This window comes from Runella sp. CRIBMP, from assembly GCF_009905605.1.
In the GTDB taxonomy this organism is placed as follows: domain Bacteria; phylum Bacteroidota; class Bacteroidia; order Cytophagales; family Spirosomataceae; genus Runella.
This window is the reverse complement of sequence record NZ_JAAAKZ010000004.1, coordinates 1-19,639: the sequence shown is the minus strand read 5'-3', so window position 1 is coordinate 19,639 and position 19,639 is coordinate 1. Positions and strand designations below refer to the sequence as shown.

14 protein-coding genes are annotated in these 19,639 nt (G+C 48.6%); 4 read left to right on the top strand and 10 right to left on the bottom strand.

Going from position 1 to position 19,639, the window contains the following annotated elements; translation table 11 throughout:
- Positions 1 to 25: 25 nt before the first annotated feature.
- The 6 genes from GVN20_RS13475 to GVN20_RS13450 all read right to left on the bottom strand — a co-directional run bounded on the left by GVN20_RS13475 (position 26) and on the right by GVN20_RS13450 (position 8,035).
- Positions 26 to 1,330, bottom strand: a complete 1,305-nt coding sequence (locus tag GVN20_RS13475) for an MFS transporter (RefSeq protein ID WP_166558840.1) — start codon at positions 1,328 to 1,330, stop codon at positions 26 to 28.
- Entirely contained in the window at positions 1,327 to 1,968 is a 642-nt protein-coding gene (locus tag GVN20_RS13470) for a bifunctional 4-hydroxy-2-oxoglutarate aldolase/2-dehydro-3-deoxy-phosphogluconate aldolase (protein ID WP_166558839.1), read from the bottom strand. Before GVN20_RS13470 ends, GVN20_RS13475 begins: the two co-directional genes overlap by 4 nt.
- A gap of 36 nt (positions 1,969 to 2,004) precedes the next feature.
- Positions 2,005 to 4,212, bottom strand: a complete 2,208-nt coding sequence (locus GVN20_RS13465) for a PQQ-binding-like beta-propeller repeat protein (RefSeq protein WP_166558838.1) — start codon at positions 4,210 to 4,212, stop codon at positions 2,005 to 2,007.
- Between the two features lie 131 nt (positions 4,213 to 4,343).
- Positions 4,344 to 5,315: a hypothetical protein gene (locus GVN20_RS13460; RefSeq protein WP_166558837.1), complete on the bottom strand. Its 972-nt coding sequence runs from the start codon at positions 5,313 to 5,315 to the stop codon at positions 4,344 to 4,346.
- Between the two features lie 5 nt (positions 5,316 to 5,320).
- Positions 5,321 to 6,562, bottom strand: coding sequence for a mandelate racemase/muconate lactonizing enzyme family protein (locus GVN20_RS13455; protein WP_166558836.1), 1,242 nt, complete (start codon positions 6,560 to 6,562; stop codon positions 5,321 to 5,323).
- A gap of 117 nt (positions 6,563 to 6,679) precedes the next feature.
- A complete protein-coding gene (locus GVN20_RS13450; protein ID WP_166558835.1) occupies positions 6,680 to 8,035 on the bottom strand; it encodes an enolase C-terminal domain-like protein in 1,356 nt (451 codons plus the stop codon).
- 638 nt (positions 8,036 to 8,673) lie between these two features.
- On the opposite strand from GVN20_RS13450, the gene GVN20_RS13445 reads away from it, so the two are divergent.
- From GVN20_RS13445 to GVN20_RS13430, 4 genes are all read left to right on the top strand, one after another.
- The gene (locus tag GVN20_RS13445; protein WP_166558834.1) at positions 8,674 to 11,964 is read left to right on the top strand and encodes a SusC/RagA family TonB-linked outer membrane protein; all 3,291 of its coding nucleotides are present in this window, start codon (positions 8,674 to 8,676) and stop codon (positions 11,962 to 11,964) included.
- A gap of 86 nt (positions 11,965 to 12,050) precedes the next feature.
- Complete coding sequence (locus GVN20_RS13440; protein ID WP_166558833.1) at positions 12,051 to 13,661, top strand: SusD/RagB family nutrient-binding outer membrane lipoprotein; 1,611 nt, start codon at positions 12,051 to 12,053, stop codon at positions 13,659 to 13,661.
- Between the two features lie 52 nt (positions 13,662 to 13,713).
- Positions 13,714 to 14,265 carry a hypothetical protein gene (locus GVN20_RS13435; protein WP_166558832.1) on the top strand — a complete coding sequence of 184 codons (552 nt, stop codon included), beginning with the start codon at positions 13,714 to 13,716 and terminating at the stop codon, positions 14,263 to 14,265.
- 206 nt (positions 14,266 to 14,471) lie between these two features.
- A complete protein-coding gene (locus GVN20_RS13430) occupies positions 14,472 to 15,104 on the top strand; it encodes an NAD(P)H-dependent oxidoreductase (RefSeq protein WP_166558831.1) in 633 nt (210 codons plus the stop codon).
- Positions 15,105 to 15,194: 90 nt separating this feature from the next.
- Here the strand turns inward: GVN20_RS13430 and GVN20_RS13425 are convergent, their stop codons facing one another.
- The 4 genes from GVN20_RS13425 to GVN20_RS13410 form a co-directional block, all read right to left on the bottom strand.
- Positions 15,195 to 16,031, bottom strand: a complete 837-nt coding sequence (locus GVN20_RS13425) for a helix-turn-helix domain-containing protein (protein ID WP_166558830.1) — start codon at positions 16,029 to 16,031, stop codon at positions 15,195 to 15,197.
- A gap of 11 nt (positions 16,032 to 16,042) precedes the next feature.
- Positions 16,043 to 16,645 (bottom strand): cupin domain-containing protein, encoded by a 603-nt coding sequence (locus tag GVN20_RS13420; RefSeq protein WP_166558829.1) that lies wholly within the window; start codon positions 16,643 to 16,645, stop codon positions 16,043 to 16,045.
- Positions 16,646 to 16,736: 91 nt separating this feature from the next.
- Positions 16,737 to 17,354, bottom strand: a complete 618-nt coding sequence (locus tag GVN20_RS13415) for an N-(5'-phosphoribosyl)anthranilate isomerase (RefSeq protein WP_166558828.1) — start codon at positions 17,352 to 17,354, stop codon at positions 16,737 to 16,739.
- Between the two features lie 110 nt (positions 17,355 to 17,464).
- The coding region (locus GVN20_RS13410) for an SdrD B-like domain-containing protein (RefSeq protein ID WP_206023266.1) at positions 17,465 to 19,639 on the bottom strand (2,175 nt) is incomplete at its 5' end.

Below are 19,639 nucleotides of genomic sequence, written 5' to 3'. Positions count from 1 at the left end.
CGAGACGCGAGCGCCTGCGACCCTTCTACTCCAACTCCGTCAATTCCAGCATTTTGGATTTACGGGTCAGCAAATGAATGATACCCCACGCAATCAGGTAAGTACAACCGCAAATGGTAAAGATGATATTGTACCCGCCCGCGAGGTTTCCAGCAGCTTTGTAGGTATCCAACAGACTACCAATCAGCATCGGAAAAAGAATCCCGCCCAACGCGCCCGCCATTCCGCCGATGCCCACAATGGAACTCACGGCTTGTTTTGGAAACATGTCGGACGGTAACGTAAATACATTGGTAGCCCATGCCTGATGCAACGCCACCGCAAAGCTAATCAACCCAACCGCTACCCAGACATTGGGGGCAAACTGAATAAAAATGACGGACAATTCAAGAACCGCAATCACCAAAATGACCATTTTTCGGGCTTTGATGACGGGCCAACCACGCTTGATGAGTTGCGACGAAAACCAGCCACCGCTGATACTTCCCACGGTGGTGGCGGTATAAATAAGCATCAATTCCAAACTCGGTTTTTTGAGGTCAAGGTTAAAAGTGGAAGCAAAATAAGACGGCAACCAAAACAGAAAGAACCAATAAATCGGGTCAATTAAGCCCTTGCCTGTAATATAAGCCCACGTCTGGGGGAAAGAAAACAATTTCATCCAATTAACACTGGCTTTCTCGCTGGTGTGCTGTTCTTCCTTTTCCTGACCGTTGACGATGTATTCGTACTCTTCCGTGGTCAGGCGTTTTTGTTTGGCTGGAATATCGTAATAGATAAGCCAAAAAATCAACCACACAAAACCAAGCGCCCCCGTAATCCAAAAAACTTCCTGCCAGCCGTAGGTCGTCAAAATCCACGGTACAAGAATCAGGGCTACCACTACGCCCACGCTAGTACCCGCATTGAAAAGCCCAGTAGCCAACGCGCGTTCTTTTTTGGGAAACCATTCCGCCACCGTTTTCACCGCCGCTGGATAGTTGCCGCCTTCACCTAAGCCTAATCCCACCCGGGCCACGCCGAAACCGAAGGCACTGCGGGCCAGTGCATGAAGCATCCCCGCTATACTCCAAAATACAATGGTGATGGAGTAGCCATGCTTTGTCCCGATTTTATCGATCAACCAGCCCAATGCCAACAACCCAATGGCATACGCCGCCGTAAAGGCCATAATGATACGCGCATAGTCGGTCTCTGACCACGCAAATTCTTTTTCTAAAATAGGCTTCAACAACCCAATAATCTGCCGGTCTAAGTAGTTGATTGTGGTGGCGGTAAAGAGCAAAACCACAATCAACCAACGGTAGTTTTTTATTTTAGGGGCGCTCATCGGCGGGGAAGTTGTTTAATAAATTGTGAAAAATGTAGTTTGAGCTTTTGCCAATCTTTTTCTTGAATCAACTTTTTATCCAACAATTGCCCCCCCATTCCTACACCGTCGGCACCCGCTTTTAAAAACTCAGCGATATTGTCCAAGCTCACGCCCCCCGTGGGGAGCAATTTGAGTTGATTGAGGGGCGCTTTCAATTCCTTGATGTACGACGGCCCCATTTGCGTAGCTGGAAACACCTTCACCATGCTCGCACCTAAACTCCATGCTTTAAAAATCTCGGAAGGCGTAAACGCCCCCGGAAAAATGGGTATCTCTTTTTTGACGCAGGCCTTGACTACTTTTTTATCCAGAATTGGCGTCACAATAAACTGCGCGCCTGCCTCCAGAGCCTTCTTCAAATCATCTTTTGTGCACACCGTTCCTGCACCGATGTTCAGGCCATATTGTTCATTTTCAACGGCATACTCAATAATTTTCTCGGCATCGGGAGTGTTCATCGTGATTTCGATGGTGGTCAAACCCGCTTCCCGGTACAGTGGCAAAATTTGTTTTACTTCTTCCAACGACAATCCCCGAACGATGCCAACGATGGGCGCTTTGTTAAATAATTCCCACGAAAATGCAGTTTTACTCATAAAAATTAACAGTGAATTTGTGAATAGTGATTGTAATCAAGGCAAGGCAAACGCCACGTATTTGCCGCCGGGTTTTAAGTCATACCGGGTGCCCCCCGCCGCGATGGCAATGTATTGTTTTCCCTTGACCTGATACGTAATCGGCGTGGCAAAGCCCCCTGCTGGCAAGGTATATTCCCACACCACTTTTCCCGTTTTTGTATCAAAAGCCCGCAGTTTTTCGTCGTAAGTGGCCGCGATAAAAAGCAGACCACCCGCCGTTACGAGGGGGCCACCGTGGTTTTCGGTACCCGTGTTCCGAATGCCTTTTTTTGCCAATTCGGGGTATTCTCCCAACGGAACTTTCCAAAGATATTCCCCCGTGTTCAAATCCACGGCATTCAGCGTGCCCCAAGGCGGTTTGATGGCTGGGTAGTTGTCGGCGTCCCTAAACTGACGAAATCCCTTATTTTGGTACAATGGCGTATACGGAAAATCCCGCCCAGTTTTGTTCTCAATCGTCGTTACCCGATGAATATCATCGGCCTTCGTCGGGATTTCTGTTTTCAGCAAAAAGTGAACAATGGCTTCCCGGTCGGGCTTGGTAAGGTGCTGAAAAGACGGCATTCTGCCCCGGCCCGTTTCGAGGAGTGTATGGATTTGTTGACGGGTAAGTTTTTTGCCCACATCCTGCAAATTGGGATACGCCTGCGTAGTCGCAAGGGCGGTATTTTTGGCATCCATTGCATGACAAACGGCACAGTTAGTGGTAAACAATTTCTCGCCTTTGGTCAATGCTTTCGTGGTTTTTGGGGGATTGGTGGCCTGCATTTTCAACAACCAAAGCATATTATTGGCATTAACGTACATTATTCCGTTGGGGTCAACCGCACTGCCTCCCCACTCAGCGCCACCCCCGATGCCGTAATAAAGGGTTTCGGTCGTGCTCGGTGGAAGGTTTTTCAATCCTCCTCTACTTTTTTCAAAAACCGATTGCGCATACGCCGCTGATGCTGGAGAAATATTGGTCAAATCTGCTTTGGTAAATGTCTGATTGGCAAAGGGCGCAGGTTTTACGGGAACGGGCTGAGTGGGCCAAGGAGCTTCGCCGGGCAGCGCCGCAACTTTGGGCACGGGCACTTCTTTGATGGGAAAAAGCGGCTTACCAGTGTCGCGGTCAAAAACAAAAATAAGACCGTCTTTCGTGGCCTGCGCTACGGCATCCACTTTTCGGGAGCGACCGTCGGGGCCTTTGTGCATCACCGTAATCAGGTTGGGCGGACAGGGAATATCGCGATCCCACAAATCATGGTGAACCGTTTGAAAATGCCAGAGGCGTTTGCCCGTTTCGGCATTGAGGGCAATAACGCAGTTGGCAAACAGATTGGTGCCTTTGCGCGCGCCGCCGTAAAAATCAACCGAAGGCGAACCCGTTCCCAAAAACACCGTGCCGCGTTTGTCGTCCAAAACCATACCTGCCCAGCAGTTGGCCCCGCCGAGTTTCTTATACGAATCTTTCGACCAGGTTTCATAGCCGTATTCTCCCGGCAACGGAATAGTCCGGAATACCCACGCCAATTTGCCAGTGCGCACATCAAACGCCCGAATATTGCCAGGGAGTGCGTCGCCGCCTTCCGAAACCGACGAACCCATGATGAGCAAATTTTTAAAAATGACACCAGGCGTTGTGGAACGAATGGTAAAAATGTTGACGTCGTAGCCCAGCGTTTGCTGGTCGCCGAGCCCAGCGTGGAGGTCAACCAAGCCATTTTCACCGAAATCAGTTATCAACGCTCCCGTCAAAGCATTGACCGCCATCAGCTTAGCGCCGACGGAATATAGGATTCTTTTATCAGCACCCTCTTCCCAGTATACTACCCCTCTGACGGGATGAAAATTGGGCTTTACTTTTGGATTGGAAAAAGGGTCATATTTCCACAATTCTTTGCCCGTAGCCGCATCGGCAGCAAACAATTTCAAACGCGGGGTGGTCCCGTAAAGAATACCATTGACCACAATTGGCTGACATTGAATATCATTGCCTTTACCGTCGGGATTGTTGTTCTCGCCCGTATCGTACGACCACACCAGTTGCAATTTATTGACATTTTCCGCATTTATTTGGGTCAACTCCGCGTACCTACTTCCCGCGCTATTGCCTCCGTATTTGGGCCAGTCGATGTTGTTATCAGTTGTTAGCTGAAACGCAGCTCCGCAAATCAGTAAGGCAAAAAAACCACCCAAAGCGTGTTTCCAATACTTCATATTTGTCTTTTTTACCAATAACACGTTGGTTTTCCAGCATTAAGCAGAGTTAAAAATCACGCAAAGTCTCAGAGAAGCAAAGAGTTAAGCATTAAAACATTTGCTACGTTGCGCCACTGCGTGATTTTAACTTAGCGTGCAATAAACACATAATTAATTTTCCACTTTACTTCCTCCTGCGGCTTCACCGACAGCTTGATGTAAGGCTCTGGGCAAGAAGTGGTATGACAGGCCCAGTATACCAATTTTTCCAGAGGTTTATCTCCCTTAATTTGTACACTTGCACCCGTTTTCAGGTTTTGAATCAGGATGTCGTAATCTTCGGGCGTCGCGTCAAATCCCTTTACGCCACTGCTAAATACATTCTCGCCCGGCGGTACTTCTTTGGTGAAGACGAGCATCCGATTTTCTGCTTTCACCACTGTACCAAATCCTTTACCTTCGGCGCTGATTTCATACGGAAAAAGGGTTTGCATATTTGGGCCTGTCGGCTCATTGTCAATCATGAAGAAATTATGATTGTAGGTTTGAGTTTCGATGGGTTTTGTACCCGTATTTTTCAGGCTGTGTTCCAAAACCAATTCCGCCTTTCCTTTGGTGAGTTTTACGGTTTTACGATATAGATACCCATAGCCCGCGGCATCAGTCAACTCATGCGTAAATTCCACTTTGTCTTTAAATGTTTTCACCGTCCATTTTCCGCCATTTTTGAGGGTATAGGGCGTCAAAAAAGAGTAGGGTTTAGCATCGGGTTTGATGAGCGTTCCTACGCCGATTTTCAGAAATTCTCCGCCAACGGGTGCTTCATTCATCCCTACGGCCACAAATTCTTCCACGGGGCCTGCTATGGCATCGTGCAATTTGGGGTCGTAAGGGGCGGGATTCCAAATACCAAAATAACTGTGACCCTTGTACTCTAGCCGAGGCATCACACCCGACCAATCAAAGCGGGTTCCCTGATAATACCCTCGCTGGGCATCGGGCAGGTATAGTTCGGCCTCAATCAGGCCATTGGAAATTTTGGCCGTAGGAAAATCTGCGGAGGCAATAAAACCTGTCCATCCGATTACCAACAGCATCAGGGGTAAAAATGTATGCTTCATATCAACTACCAATTATGAATAGAACCGTCGGGAGCCTTTAAAATAGGGTGTGGAAACTTGGTTTTTTCTTTTATTTCCATCACAAAGGTAGCTTTTTTGGGGTCAAACTTCACGCCCAAACCAGGGCTGTCGTTGAGGTACAGTTTACCATTTTTGAAGTTAATAAAATCTTCGTTGAAATAAGGCGGACGTTCGGGTTCGCCCCCGCCGAGTTCCATCAAGCAACGCATGGGGCTACTCGCCCCCAACACGTGCACGAGGGCAGCTGTGGACAAAGGCCCCGTAAAATGCGGAATCATACCCACATAATGCGTTTCGCATATCGCGGCCAATTTCTTAAATTCACTGATACCACCCGTGTTGGGAAGGGTAAAGCGGGTGTAGTCAATCTGCCGATTTTCAATCAGTTCATTGGTATCCCAACGGTCCCCAAATTGTTCTCCCACCGCAATCGGCACTTTGGTCATGGCGCGTACGGTTTTATACACCCCAGGATTTTCAGAACGCACGATGTCTTCGACAAAATAGGGTTCGAGATTTTCCAAGGCCGTACAAATCTTAAGGCCGTCGGTCATGTCAAAACGGGTATGCAGGTCAATGGCCCACTTACCGCCCCCACCCACGGCTGTGTCGATTCGCTTGCAGAAGTCAATGGTTTTTTTGACGTTTTCGTAAAAATCAAAAGGCTCGGTGCCATTTCCGCCCGTGGGACCAATCCGATACGCCCGCAGCCCCGCTGCGATGCAGTCTTGCGCTCGGCCTTCCTCCGTTGTGGCTTTGGAGGCACGAAACCCCGTAGCGTAACATTCGATGTAATCGCGGGTAGCGCCGCCCAACAGTTCATAAACGGGCACGTTTAGGGCCTTGCCTTTTATATCCCAAAGGGCCATTTCCAATGCGCCTAGTCCGTGGAGTTTTTCGCGGCCGGGGGGATAAAACATACCGCGATAAAGATACTGCCAGAGGTGCTCAATACGGAACGGGTCTTCGCCAATCAGCATCTGAGCGCATTGCTCAATCATATCTTTGGAGCCGCCTTCGCCAATGCCGATGATGCCGCCGTCGGTTTCTATCTCAACAATGCCCCGGGCTTGATTAAAAAGGGGTTTGTTATAGCCGGGCGCTGTATAGTAGCGAATCTTAGTGATTTTTAGCTTGGAAGCGGCCTCTGCTTCGTACAATGGCAATCCAACCGCCAGCGCAGTTGAGCCTAACACCGCCGTTTTTATAAAGTTTCTTCGTTGCATGAAGTAGCAAGGTTTGGATGGAAGGGAGATAAAAAAGGGCAAACGTAATCAGACACGAAAAATTTACAATTTACGACTCAGGTTACTGCCTTCTTTGGACAGGGGTAAACCCTACCCCTACGGTCGGATGATGGTTCCGTCAAACTTCCTTACCTGCCAGTTAGATTTGGTGGTGATGGGATATTTGGCGGCTTCTTTTTCGTTGATATCCACCCCGATACCTGGTACTTCGTTGACCGACATATACCCGTCTTTCATGGTTGGGCAACCCGAAAAAACCGACAGCGTTTTTTCGTTGAAAGAGACGGCTTCCTGAATTCCAAAATTCCAAACCGCCAAATCAATGTGAGCGTGTGCCGAGTGTCCCACGGGCGACACGTCTCCCGGGCCGTGCCAAGCCGTTTTGATATTGAACCATTCACCCAGCCTCGCCACCTTCATGGCGGGCGTAATTCCCCCGATTTGGGAGACGTGGATGCGAATGTAGTCAAACCACTGGTTAACCATTGGTTCCACAAATTCATTAATATTATTAAATAACTCACCCATCGCAATCGGCACCGAAGTACTGGCCCTAAGTTGCTTAAACCACTTCATGTTTTCGGGAGAAAAAGGGTCTTCAATAAAAAATGGGCGATAATCTTCCAATTTTTTAATCATGTTGATGGCATCCATCGGCTGCACCCGCTCGTGTATATCGTGCAGCAGTTCAATGTCGTCGCCGCAACCTTTCCGCACGGTTTCAAACAGTTTAGGGATAGATTTCAGGTACGTGCGCTCATTCATGTAGTTGTCGGTTTCTCCGCCAAAACCTGCCGCTTTAAAATCAGGTTTTTGTTCGGTACTACCCACGGCGCCGTAGCCGCCCTGCTGGATTCGGATGTACTTAAAACCGCGCTCCATGATGCTTTTTACGCTCTCCACCGTGGCCTCAGGGGTGTTGCCGTTGGCATGTGTATAGCATGGAATGGCAAAACGAACTTTACCACCGAGCAATTGATAAAGCGGCATTCCGGCGCGTTTGCCTTTGATGTCCCAAAGGGCTTGGTCCAAACCACTGAGGGCGTTGTTTAACACGGGGCCGTTGCGCCAATACGAACTCACATAAGCGGCCTGCCACATGTCTTCAATATTGTCGACGTCTTTTCCTACACAAAACTCATTGAGGTAGGTATTGATGGCCACACTCACAGTAGCCGCGCGCTGGGTAAAGGTAGCACAACCCAAACCATAAAGGCCCGGCTCCGAAGTTTCAACTTTTACAACAATGAGATTGGAGCCTTGGGGGGCCGTAGCGATGGCCCTTACGCTCGTGATTTTGACGGGTTTCATCGCTTTGGCGTACGACGGCGTACCTTTTTCTTCCCGTGCTTGGGCATTGGATACACCACCGAACAGTCCAAGGAGTCCGGCAGAGCCACCGAGGCCCAGCATTTTCATGGTTTCCCGGCGGTTTACATCTATTTTGTTCATTTTCAGTATGCTAAAGGTTTATGAAAATAAAAGTCTTTTATCGTACTATTTTACTTTCAGCCTTTATTGACCCAGGGGATAAAAAGTAAATAGCCGCAAGACAAGGTCCTGCGGCTATAATTCTTAACCTAAACTAAATCGTATGAGAATCTTTTATCTATGAATACCTGCAAATGTGTACTTCATACTATTTGCAGTAGAAAGTCATTGTTGATTGATGGGACAAAGCTCCTGAAAAAAATCATGCGGCAAATCACCCTAATTGCGCCATTTTTAGCCCGTTATTTTCAAAGCAAAAGTAGTTTTTGGAGCTTGATGTATCTGCATTTTGGCTGTTAGGCTTTCTTTATGTTTTTTCCCCTCCCTAACAATAGGGGTAACCGTAAATGAGGGATATGACGGTAGAATATTTTATTTTTTGGTCAGCAAGCGTCTTTCCCCAAAGGTGCAATTCTGCTCCATGCTTAAAATATTCGCCTTTTTTGGGCAAAATCCAATTTCATATTTAGGTAACATCGCCACTGATAAACCCCTATAAATGGGTGATTTTTAACAAAATTGAATTGGAGAACTTTGTTGTCAGCAATCGTAAAAGGTTGTTCACAACAGATTTAAAAAACCAAATCTTCAATTCATTTATGAAAAAAAGTTTATTGTTCCTGATGCTTGGGGTTTTCTTGAGTGTCATCCACGGCCATGCCCAAAATCGCACCGTTTCGGGCAAAGTGACCGCCGCCTCCGACGCAACCCCACTACCAGGCGTTAACGTCGTTATTAAAGGCTCTGCCACGGGCAGCACCACCAACTCCGACGGAACCTTCCAAATCCAGGTTCCCAACAACGCCACGCTAGTGTTCAGCTTTATCGGTTATTCCTCCAAAGAAGTGGCCGTTGGGGCCCAAACCACCATTAACGTTATTCTAAGCGACGATGTCAAGCAATTGACCGAAGTGGTAGTAACAGCCGTCGGGATTGAGCGCAGCAACAAATCTCTGGGCTATTCGGTGGAGCGCCTCTCGGCCGACAAGTTGGTGCAGAAATCAGAACCTGATGTATTGAAAGCCATGCAGGGCAAGATTCCAGGGGTCAACATCAACGGCTCAGGAGGGGCAGCGGGGAGCTCGTCCCGGATTACCATTCGGGGAGCCAACTCTTTTTTTGGAAGTAACCAACCCCTTTTTGTGGTGGATGGCATTCCGTACAACAACGACCTGAACGAAAGCGGCAATTTCCGTGACAACGGTGCGGCCTTTTCTAGCCGCATTGCCGACCTTGACCCTAACAACATCGCCTCTATGACGGTCTTGAAAGGAGCCGCCGCCGCCGCCCTGTACGGAACCCGCGCCGCCAACGGGGTGATTGTAATCACGACCAAATCGGGCACCAACAAGCTGTCAAAAAAAGGATTAGAAATTACGTACAATACGTCATACTCGGCCGAGAAAATCGCGAGCTATCCTGATTTCCAAAACAAATATGGCTCGGGTTCGCAGCAGGTCTACGCCAATGCCAACGGCACCTGGGGGCCCGCATTCGGCCTAGGCCGCACCTACAACGCGGCAGGCGGTTGGGCCAATTCTACCGCCCCCGTCGACTCCATTCCAATTTGGGTTGGCTACAACACCTACACCACCAACTACCCTGCACTGGCTGCACAATACGGCCTGCGCCCTGGCGGAAACGTGGCGTATCAAGCATATCCCGACAACGTGAAAAATTTCTTTCGCACGGGGAGTGTCTACGAAAACTCGGTCAGTATCACGGGTGGCGGCCCCAAAGCCAGCATCACATCGGTGATTTCGCGTACCGACCAGCAGAGCTTTTTCCCAGGGTCGGGTTTTGAACGAACCAACATCAGCGTGGGCGGAAATACCACCCTCGACAACGGCTTTATCGTCGGAGCCAACTTAGCTTATACCAACACCCTTCAGAACAGCCCGCTTTTTGGGGGCGACGGCACTTCTCCCCTAGCGCGGATGTTTCAACAACCTCGTAACTGGCCACTCGACCAGCTGCCCTACGAAGACCCGTTTGGCAATGGCGTCTTTTTCTTCCCGTTTGGGCAGGCCGACAACCCGTATTGGTCAGTCAACAACAGCATTTTTACGAGCAAAGTAAACCGTATTGCCCTGAATGGCAGCATTTTGTACGACATAACCAATTGGTTGAACGTGACCTATAAAGGAGGTTTCAACAGCTACAACGACAACCGTTTTCAGCGTATTTCGGCGGGTTCGCTGTCGGGCGCTCAGGGAGTGGGAAGTATGCAGTTTGACGCCATTGAATTTCAAGAACAAGACCACAACCTGCTGTTTAATCTTACTCAAAACCTGACATCGGACATAAATCTACGGGCCATTGTGGGCGCCAACTACAACCAACGCGGCAGCGACCAAACGAGCGTAAACGGGCTAGGCATTGTCACCCGAGGCATTGATTTGATAACCAACGTCAGTACCGTAACGCCCAATACTGGAAATACGGGCATCAATAAGCGCCGGATGTACGCGGCCTTTACCGACATGACCTTGGGGTACAAAAATTACTTATTCTTAAACCTCACGGGCCGCAATGACTGGTCGTCTACCCTGCCAGCCTCCAACCGCAGTTATTTTTACTATTCGGGCAGTGCTTCCTTCATTTTGACCGAGGCGTTTAATATCAAATCGAAAGCCTTGACCAGCGCCAAACTGCGAGTGGGTTACGCCAAAGTAGGCCGCGATGCCGACCCTTACCAAACGCTCAATACGTTCAGAATCAATTTCGGAGAAAGCTCAGGACAAACGGGTTCTACACGCTACAATGATTATCCTTTCAACGGTCAGCCTGGTGCATCGGTGGCTTCTTCGGCCTTTGATCCCAACCTAAAACCTGAATTTACGAAAGAGATTGAACTCGGAACCAACCTTGAGTTTTTTGGCGGTAGGGCCGTGATTGACTTTACGTACTACAATCGCCTCAGTACCGATATTATCGCCCGTCGTTCGTTGCCGCAGTCGTCGGGTTACACTTCTTTTGTGACCAACTTCGGCTCGATTCGCAACTCAGGCATTGAAGCGGGGATTACCTTGGTTCCAATTCAACTCGCCAATAGTTTCAAATGGGATATTTTCGCAGCTTACACCCAAAATAAAAACATCGTAGAATCACTGGCCGACGGCGTCGAAGAAGTGACATTGCGTAATATTTTTACCAACAACCCGATTCCCGTGGTTCGCCCCGGCGAGTGGTTTGGGGTATTGCGGGGAACCGCCGTGGCCCGCGACGAAAACGGCAACGCCCTCATCAATCCAAATACGGGCCTGACCATTCCTGACATCCAACAGAAAATCATTGCCAATCCCAATCCTAAATTTATTTTGGCAGTAACCAACACCTTGAAATACAAAGGATTTACCCTCAGCGGCGTGGTCGATTATCGCCACGGCGGCGACCTGTACTCGTGGACAAACCAGTTTTTGCTGGGCCGCGGGGTAACACAAGACACCGAAGACCGCGAAGTGCCCAAAGTAGTGGCTGGCGTATTGGGCGATGCCAATACCCTCAAACCACTGCTCGGCGGCGACGGACAACCCATCCCCAACAACATTCAGGTAATGGAAAACAACCTGTGGTTTCAGGCGGCGGGCGGTGCATTGGCCATCAACGGCCCCAATGAATTCTCGGTGTGGGATGCATCCGTGGTCCGCTTACGCGAAATCACCTTGGGATATTCTTTGCCAAAAACGTTGTTGACCAAAACGCCATTTGGCGCCGTGAGCCTCACATTGAGCGGCCGCAACCTGTGGTATTTTGCGCCCCACTTCCCCAAACACGCCAACTTTGACCCTGAAGTCAACACGTTTGGAAACACCAATACCCAAGGAATTGACTTTTTCTCGGCTCCGTCCGTGCGGCGTTTCGGGGTCAATTTGAGCGTTACATTCTAAACGGAATACGGACAATGCAATCGTAAATCCAAAATTCTGTAAAACGGACCAAGGTAAATGACTACATCACTTAATTCTGCAACACAATGAACCGAATAAATAATTATATAAAATATGCCGTGCTGACGGTGGCCATGCTGCTCCTGAACGCCTGTAATCTCGACATCAACACCGACCCCAACAACCCTTCGGCAGTCTCGACGGCCCAGTTGCTGACCAATGCACAATTGGACATCGTCAATTCGATTGGGTCAGGGCCTCCCGGATTGTCCAACCCTGCTGGGGTTTTTGTGCATCAGGTAACCCAACGCAGTACCAATGACCAATATGCCATCACTGGGCAGGATTTTGCGGGAACGCAGGCATGGGCTAACCTCTACCGCGCCATCCAAAACCTGAATGTACTGTCTGACCAAGCCACTGCCAATCAACAATTTACCTACGCTGGGGTGGCCCAAATCATGAAAGCACTGGCGTTTAGTTACATGGTCGATGTGTGGGGGGATGTGCCGTTTACGGAAGCCAGTACGGCGGCCAAAATTCAATTTCCGAAGTTTGATAAGGGGCAGGATATTTATCCGCAGCTCTTTACCCTGATTGATGAAGGAATTGCCAACCTCGCCAAAGCGTCGGCACTCAGCCCTCGTACCGATGATTTGATTTACGCGGGCAATTTGGTGCGTTGGCGGCAGTTTGCCAAATCTTTAAAACTAAAACTATACAACCAAGTTCGGTTGGTACAAAATGTAAGTGCGCCCGTCAATGCGCTGATTGCAGAAGATGACTTAATGAAGCCCGGCGGGAATTTTTCGCTGAACTACGGCACCTCAAGCGCCCCCGACAACCGTCACCCTGCGTTTAGGGAAGATTACAACATCACCACCACGGGGCGTGACAATTACATCAGCCCGTATTTTCACGAAATCTTGCTCGGAACGAGTATGCTCAACCCCATTTTAACGGGCATTCAAGACCCCCGGATTCCGTATTATTATTTCAATCAACTTTCGGCAGCGCGTCCCAACGCCCAAAACGCGGTAGAATATCGCAACGGCAACTTTGTTTCCATTTACTTTTCGTCGCAAGGGCCCAACCAAGGATTTGACCAATCTTCTTCCATCGCAATCATTGGGCTTTACTACTGTGGCGGGCGTTTTGACGACGGAAATGGCGTGAGCGCCGCTGGGGTAAGCGGAGCTTCCGCGCGCGGCGACGGGCCCCAACGTATCTTGCCGTATCACTCGCACCTATTTACCCGAGCCGAGCTGGCCCAAACGGGGGTGAGTACTGGAAATGCCAAACAGCTTTTCAGCGATGCCATCAACGCGGCATTTGCCGAAGTCAACGCCGCCGCCGCCCGGGGCGGAGCGCCTGCCATCACGGCGGCCGCCATCAAAGAATACGTAGATGCGGTGTTGGTGAAGTACGACGCGGCTAACGACAGCGGTAAATTGGAGCTTATCATGACCGAAAAGTGGATTTCCAATTTTGGTTTTGCGCTTGAATCGTACAACGATATTCGTCGGACGGGTTTTCCAAAAATTTATGACCCCAACACCGACGGCATCGCCTTTACCAACGTCAACCGGGGCTATCCGCAATCGTACCCATACCCCACTCCCGGAGAGCTGCAACTGAACCCCAACGCACCCGCACAACGCGTGGTAGCCAACGATAAAGTGTTCTGGCAAAAGTAGTTATCTCTTGAAAAGTGAGGTCTTAATTTGTTAATCAATAATGAAAAAAAATATGAAAAATAGCGTAAAAATATCCTTTGTTGGCGCATTACTGGCCGTCGCTTTTTTTGGCTGCGAGCAGAAAAGCCCTATTCCTGAAATTAAAAACGGTGCCCATTTCGTGGCATTGCCCGACCCACTACCCACCGCCGTTACCGCTGCCAATGTCAACACTATTACCGTACCGTTGACAGGTGTGGCTTCGGCTTCCATGAGTTTTACCACCAAAAGCCAAAACGCGGTTGAAATTGAGAAAGTTGATGCATACGTCAGCCATGTCAGAGGAACCGTCGTTACGCCTGCGGCGACCACAAGCGCCCCTCACGGAGTAATGGTAAAATCCATCACGGCACTCAACGGAAAAGAGCAAATCTCGGTGAGTGAGTTACTGAACAAAACGGGATTTGCGACCGCCAACTTGCGTGCCAACGACCGTATTCGGGTACGTTTTGTGGCCACGATGAAAGATGGCCGGGTATTTTCATGGCAAAATTCAGGACCAGGAATCACCGTCAACCCACTCGGCAGCACTTTTACGCCATTGCTTGATGTCTTGTTACAGTAACACAAAATCAAAATAAACTTGGCGGCCCTTGGATTCATGGGCCGCTTTTTTTATACCCTGATTTATTAATATACCAAAATTACGTACACACTAAATTATTGATATACAAATGTTTACCAGCATAATATATTCATTTCAATCAATAAATGAACGATTTTAAGTAGGTAATTGTAATATATACAATTACAATTAATGTATTTACAGATATGAGCTTGCTTGAAAATTTGCAGTGGCGCTATGCCACTAAGAAAATGACGGGAGAGAAAATTCCCCAGGAAAAAATTGACTATATACTGGAAGCTATACGCCTGTCGCCCTCATCGTCGGGTTTGCAACCTTACGAGATTTTGGTCATTACAAATCAGGAATTGAAAGAAAAAATTCGGCCCATCGCCTTTGACCAAAGCCAAATCACGGATGCTTCGCATTTGTTGGTTTTTGCCGCTTGGGATAAATATACCGAGCAACGCATCAATAATTTCTTTGCTTTTTCAAACGCCGAAAGGGGCTTACCAGACACCGCCACGGATGCCTACCGTACGCGGTTGATTGCGATGACCACGACCCAAACACCCGAACAAAATTTTGCACATACCGCCAAACAATCAGCCATTGCCTTGAGCATTGCGATGCTGGCAGCGGCCGAACAAAAAGTAGATGCAACCCCGATGGAAGGTTTCAATGCTGCAGCACTGGACGAGCTTTTGGGCTTAAAAGACAAAGGATTGAAAAGCACCGCCATCCTAGCTTTAGGCTACCGCGATGAAGCAAACGACTGGTTGGCAAAACTCAAAAAAGTTAGAACTCCTAGCGAATTGCTGTACACCCACCTGAATTAACAACTCCTTTAGGGGTTTATATTCAGCACTTTACCTGTGTTTTTTTTATTAGTATCTATGCTCTCTGTTTCGCCGCAGAGAGCCTTTTTTTTACTTTATTCCAGTGGAGGAGTAAAGCCGTATATCGTGCCGATGTTCATCTTCCAATAATAGGGTGGGCGTAGTGTGGGCAAATTCCTTAAAGTCCCTCAATAAGTGATGAAAATCGTGGTAACCAGTCAGGCAAATTACATCCAACCAATCCAGATGAGGATTTTTTTCTTTGAGACGAAAGGCCTTGTTAAATCGCACAATGCGGGCAAATACTTTGGGGCTCAAGCCCATTTTTTCATAAAATTTACGCCGAAATTGCCGAGTACTTAAGCAGGCGACATCCGCCAATTGATCAATCGAAGGCGCGTGAAGAGGGTCAAGCATGAGTCGAAACACCTTATCAATCGGTTCGGTCCTCAAATGATTTCGGGCGTATTGCCTCACCAAAAACCCCTCTACCAGCGCCACCATTAGATCGTAATTATCAGTAAGTGCCAACTGCTCGTTCAGCTCGCGCATTTCGGTGGGCCAAATTAAGGTGCTATCAATCGAAAAATCAAAAGCTTCAGTCATCGGCATTCCGCCAAGCAATGCATGGAGTCCGCCAGACTGAAAAAAAACAGCTACCGTAAGGTGATTAGGATAGAGCAGCAGATTGACCCGCGTCACCTGAGGCCCTACTATGATGGAAGCAGACGAAAAAACGGTTTGCTCATTTTGGTTTTTATAACTCCTGACTTCATCCCTTGCGTAGAAAAATAAACACTGCTCGGGGCTCGCGGGAAAAGGCTTTACGATGGGCCGTACCGATTCTCCAGTTTGAACGTGCATCACCATATACCTCTGAATATAAGGGCGTAAGGCGGGCGTAGGCGGGTAAAAGCGGATAAACATACGCAGCTTTTTTACAAATGTACGTGATACTTTTGCATTATTTCGGGCAGTTTATCCATTTGATAAACGATGTCGTATTTTTTTTCAAACTCGGCAAAATCACGGGGCTTGGGAGGAGTAGCTTTGCTCAGTAATGCGCTAATTTCTTTCAAATAGGCCTCATGCCCACCTGGTACACTCAGTTCTAAACATCGCGCGGGCTGGGTTCCAGAGTTCCAAAAGGTGTGCATTATACCACGCGGACGCAAATGTAAATCGCCCACATTTAGCTCAAATACTTCTTCTCCCACCAAGACGTGAACGGTCCCTTCGAGTACATAACAAATTTCATCGAAGGTTTGGTGAAAATGCGGTGGAGCGCCCAAAAAGCCAGCAGCTAGCGTATTTTCAAAGAAAGACAAACCCCCGCCAGTCTGCGTTTTTGAAAGTTTTAAAGTCATCGCATTTCCTCCAACGCGTATTTTGTCACCGTTTCCCTTCGAAACATAAATGGGTTTAACCCCGTCGTTTGGTAGCGAATAAGCCTGTGATGTTGTATGAGAAATGAGTGAGCCGACGGTTCCTGTTCCCAAAAGATGCATCAGCTCGCGACGTGTGAAGGAGGAATTTTTCATAGTTTTGATTGATTAACATCACAAAACTATGAAATGAAATCCCACGCATTGGGGTAAAAAACGGACAATACTTAGACTACCCGCCAGTGGGTTATTCCTCCTCTAATGCTTCCAGCACATCCATTAATTCCCCGAATTCTTTATAACCAGGACGAATTTCGTCGCTTCCGCGCAGGGCAATGCCCGCAATGTTTACGTCATCAAGGAGAAAATCTGCATTGTCGACGGTGACTCCAAAGCCCAATAAAATGGAAAAACGAGCGGCCAAGGTGTTCAAAAATGAGGGCCAATCGCCGTCTAACGCGGTGTCTGAACTTGACTCGAGCAAAAAATACGTCGCGTAGGCCGTATGATTGGTCATGATTTCTTCAATCGTGTCGGCATCCTGATCGGCTTCTATTCGGAGGATAAGTGGCTTACTTGTTTCACTTTTAAGCCAAGGCAACAATTCGGCATGGCTCACTTGAATGGCATCGGGTTGGTACTGAATCAACCTTTCCAGCAAGGTCTCGGCCTCGAGTGAGTCGGTTTCGGCCACAATTTGAACCCCTGATACCCAAGAACGAATATCTTGAAAACGCTTTAAGTCAACGTAGGTATCACTTGTTTCATCAATCGAAAATCCAAGCATCTCAACCCCCATCCCTGCGCAATAGCGGGCATCGGACAGGTTGGTAACATTACTAATTTTTACAATGGTTTTTAACATACTTCCATAAAATTGAGGAACAAATATACGGCTGAAAATGAGAAATCACTGCGGGAAATGCCCCACAGTGATTTCTCTACGAATATACTAAAGCCGTAATTACCTTCTTCTTACTTCTTTTTAACTTTCTGGATGGTAAACGGAATGCACAAATCTTCGGGACAGCAATTGACACCCGGCTCAATGATGATCGGGCAACAGCCATTGGCAGGGCATATCTGATTGGAGGCCGTGTAAGTATACGTTCCTAATTCGGTCAATAATACGGTGCTGCCAGCGGCAATCGGGGCTGTTCCTCCATCTTTAAACCATTGCACATTGGTTAAAAACGCTGGGACATTGACCTCCACTTTTTCAGTTGGGCACAGCTTGAACGGAACCGTAAAACACTGACTTTCGATGTCATCCTCTCCTAGTTTGCCATCTCCTGGTGTAGAGTCCACGTCTTTCTCGTTGGTCTTGCTGATCTCGGCCGTGTTGAAATGAACGCCTTCTTGCGTGGCCTTCACCTTGTAGGTCAGCGTGACTGTGTCGCCGTTGGCCCCCGCGTTGGCCGCAATGCCTCCAATGTTCCACTTAATCACATTACCCACAATCGTTGCACTGCCACGACTCGCCACAAAACTACCCGCGACAAACTGCACCGTCGCCGCTATCGAATCGGTCACTTCTACCCCCGTTGCGGGCACGTTCAACTGATTGAAAACCTTAATGGTGTAGGTGAGTTCATCGCCGATTTGAGCAATCTTGATATTAATCGACTTCTTCAAGGCCAAATCTATTTCTACACTACAGTTTTGTACCGTCACAATCACTGGGGTACGTGGCAGGGCCAAACAGTTGGCACTTGCCCCCGTCAAGGCCACGTAGAATGTATCGGTCACCGAGGCTGTGCCTGCGGGTTTGAAGCTCAATCCAGTGCCCAAAGAGCTACCACCTGTGGCATTGGCATACCAAGCCGCGCTTACGCCTTGGGTGTTGCTACCCAAGAGCGCGATGCTCAGGGTTGGAAACAAGCTATCCTTACAAACAGTGGCATTGGGCGTCAGAATATTGACTTGTGGGCAGCTACAATCAGGGACAATGATGCTGACGGTATCGCGGCAGGCCAATGAATCAGACTGTGTTTGGAGCACAAATCGGTACGTACCAGGGGCCGTCATACCCATAACATCGCCTGCGGGGGTCGTCACAGTGACCGTCGTGTTGGGTTGTACCGAAAGTACTTTCCATTTTTGGCCTGTGGCGGCATCTACCAAGTTGGCGGTAGAAGGAGCGGTCGTTGCGCAGACCAACGTTTGGTCGGGACCTGCATCGGGTTTGACACAAGGTGAGTACAATGCCGCGTCAACAGTCATGTTGTCTTTGGCAATGCCTGTGCCGAGTGCATCTATCACAATCACTGGTGACAAGCCCGTGGTGGGGTCAAAGTCGGAGTCTTTGGTATCATCGCCTCCCAAATCTTTCTGGGTTGAAATGGTGCAACCTGCGGGTAATGAAGCTGTCAAGATTTTGACTTGGTAGCTGCCACTTGACAAGTTCGAGAACAAGTACAGTCCTGAGGCATCAGTGGTGTCGGTTGCTACGACGGTGGTGCCTTGCAACAATTGAACAATCACACCTGCTACTGGCGCTTCGGTGGCATCCTGTACGCCGTCGTTGTCGGCATCTTTCCAGACGTAGTCACCGATACTGCCCTTGGGCGAGTACAAAGCCGCATCCACGGTGAGGTTGTCTTTGGCAATGCCTGTACCTAAAGCATCTATCACAATCACTGGCGATAAGCCCGTGGTGGGGTCGATGTCTGAGTCTTTGGTGTCATCACCACCCAAATCTTTCTGGGTTGAAATGGTGCAACCTGCGGGTAATGAAGCTGTCAAGATTTTGACTTGGTAGCTGCCACTTGATAAGTTCGAGAACAAGTAAAGTCCTGAGGCGTCAGTGGTGTCGGTTGCTACGACGGTGGTGCCTTGCAACAATTGAACAATCACACCTGCTACTGGCGCTTCGGTGGCATCTTGCACGCCGTTGTTGTCGGCATCTTTCCAGACGTAGTCACCGATACTGCCCTTGGGCGAGTACAATGCCGCGTCAACAGTCATGTTGTCTTTGGCAATGCCTGTACCTAAAGCATCTATCACAATCACTGGCGATAAGCCCGTGGTGGGGTCGATGTCGGAGTCTTTGGTATCATCACCACCCAAATCTTTCTGGGTTGAAATGGTGCAACCTGCGGGTAATGAAGCTGTCAAGATTTTGACTTGGTAGCTGCCACTTGACAAGTT

Excerpts from the sequence above, each read along its gene's own strand:
- GVN20_RS13475 (WP_166558840.1), bottom strand. The coding sequence starts at position 1,330 with ATGAGCGCCCCTAAAATAAAAAACTACCGTTGGTTGATTGTGGTTTTG.
- GVN20_RS13470 (WP_166558839.1), bottom strand. The coding sequence starts at position 1,968 with ATGAGTAAAACTGCATTTTCGTGGGAATTATTTAACAAAGCGCCCATC.
- GVN20_RS13465 (WP_166558838.1), bottom strand. The coding sequence starts at position 4,212 with ATGAAGTATTGGAAACACGCTTTGGGTGGTTTTTTTGCCTTACTGATT.
- GVN20_RS13460 (WP_166558837.1), bottom strand. The coding sequence starts at position 5,315 with ATGAAGCATACATTTTTACCCCTGATGCTGTTGGTAATCGGATGGACA.
- GVN20_RS13455 (WP_166558836.1), bottom strand. The coding sequence starts at position 6,562 with ATGCAACGAAGAAACTTTATAAAAACGGCGGTGTTAGGCTCAACTGCG.
- GVN20_RS13450 (WP_166558835.1), bottom strand. The coding sequence starts at position 8,035 with ATGAACAAAATAGATGTAAACCGCCGGGAAACCATGAAAATGCTGGGC.
- GVN20_RS13445 (WP_166558834.1), top strand. The coding sequence starts at position 8,674 with ATGAAAAAAAGTTTATTGTTCCTGATGCTTGGGGTTTTCTTGAGTGTC.
- GVN20_RS13440 (WP_166558833.1), top strand. The coding sequence starts at position 12,051 with ATGAACCGAATAAATAATTATATAAAATATGCCGTGCTGACGGTGGCC.
- GVN20_RS13435 (WP_166558832.1), top strand. The coding sequence starts at position 13,714 with ATGAAAAATAGCGTAAAAATATCCTTTGTTGGCGCATTACTGGCCGTC.
- GVN20_RS13430 (WP_166558831.1), top strand. The coding sequence starts at position 14,472 with ATGAGCTTGCTTGAAAATTTGCAGTGGCGCTATGCCACTAAGAAAATG.
- GVN20_RS13425 (WP_166558830.1), bottom strand. The coding sequence starts at position 16,031 with ATGTTTATCCGCTTTTACCCGCCTACGCCCGCCTTACGCCCTTATATT.
- GVN20_RS13420 (WP_166558829.1), bottom strand. The coding sequence starts at position 16,645 with ATGAAAAATTCCTCCTTCACACGTCGCGAGCTGATGCATCTTTTGGGA.
- GVN20_RS13415 (WP_166558828.1), bottom strand. The coding sequence starts at position 17,354 with ATGTTAAAAACCATTGTAAAAATTAGTAATGTTACCAACCTGTCCGAT.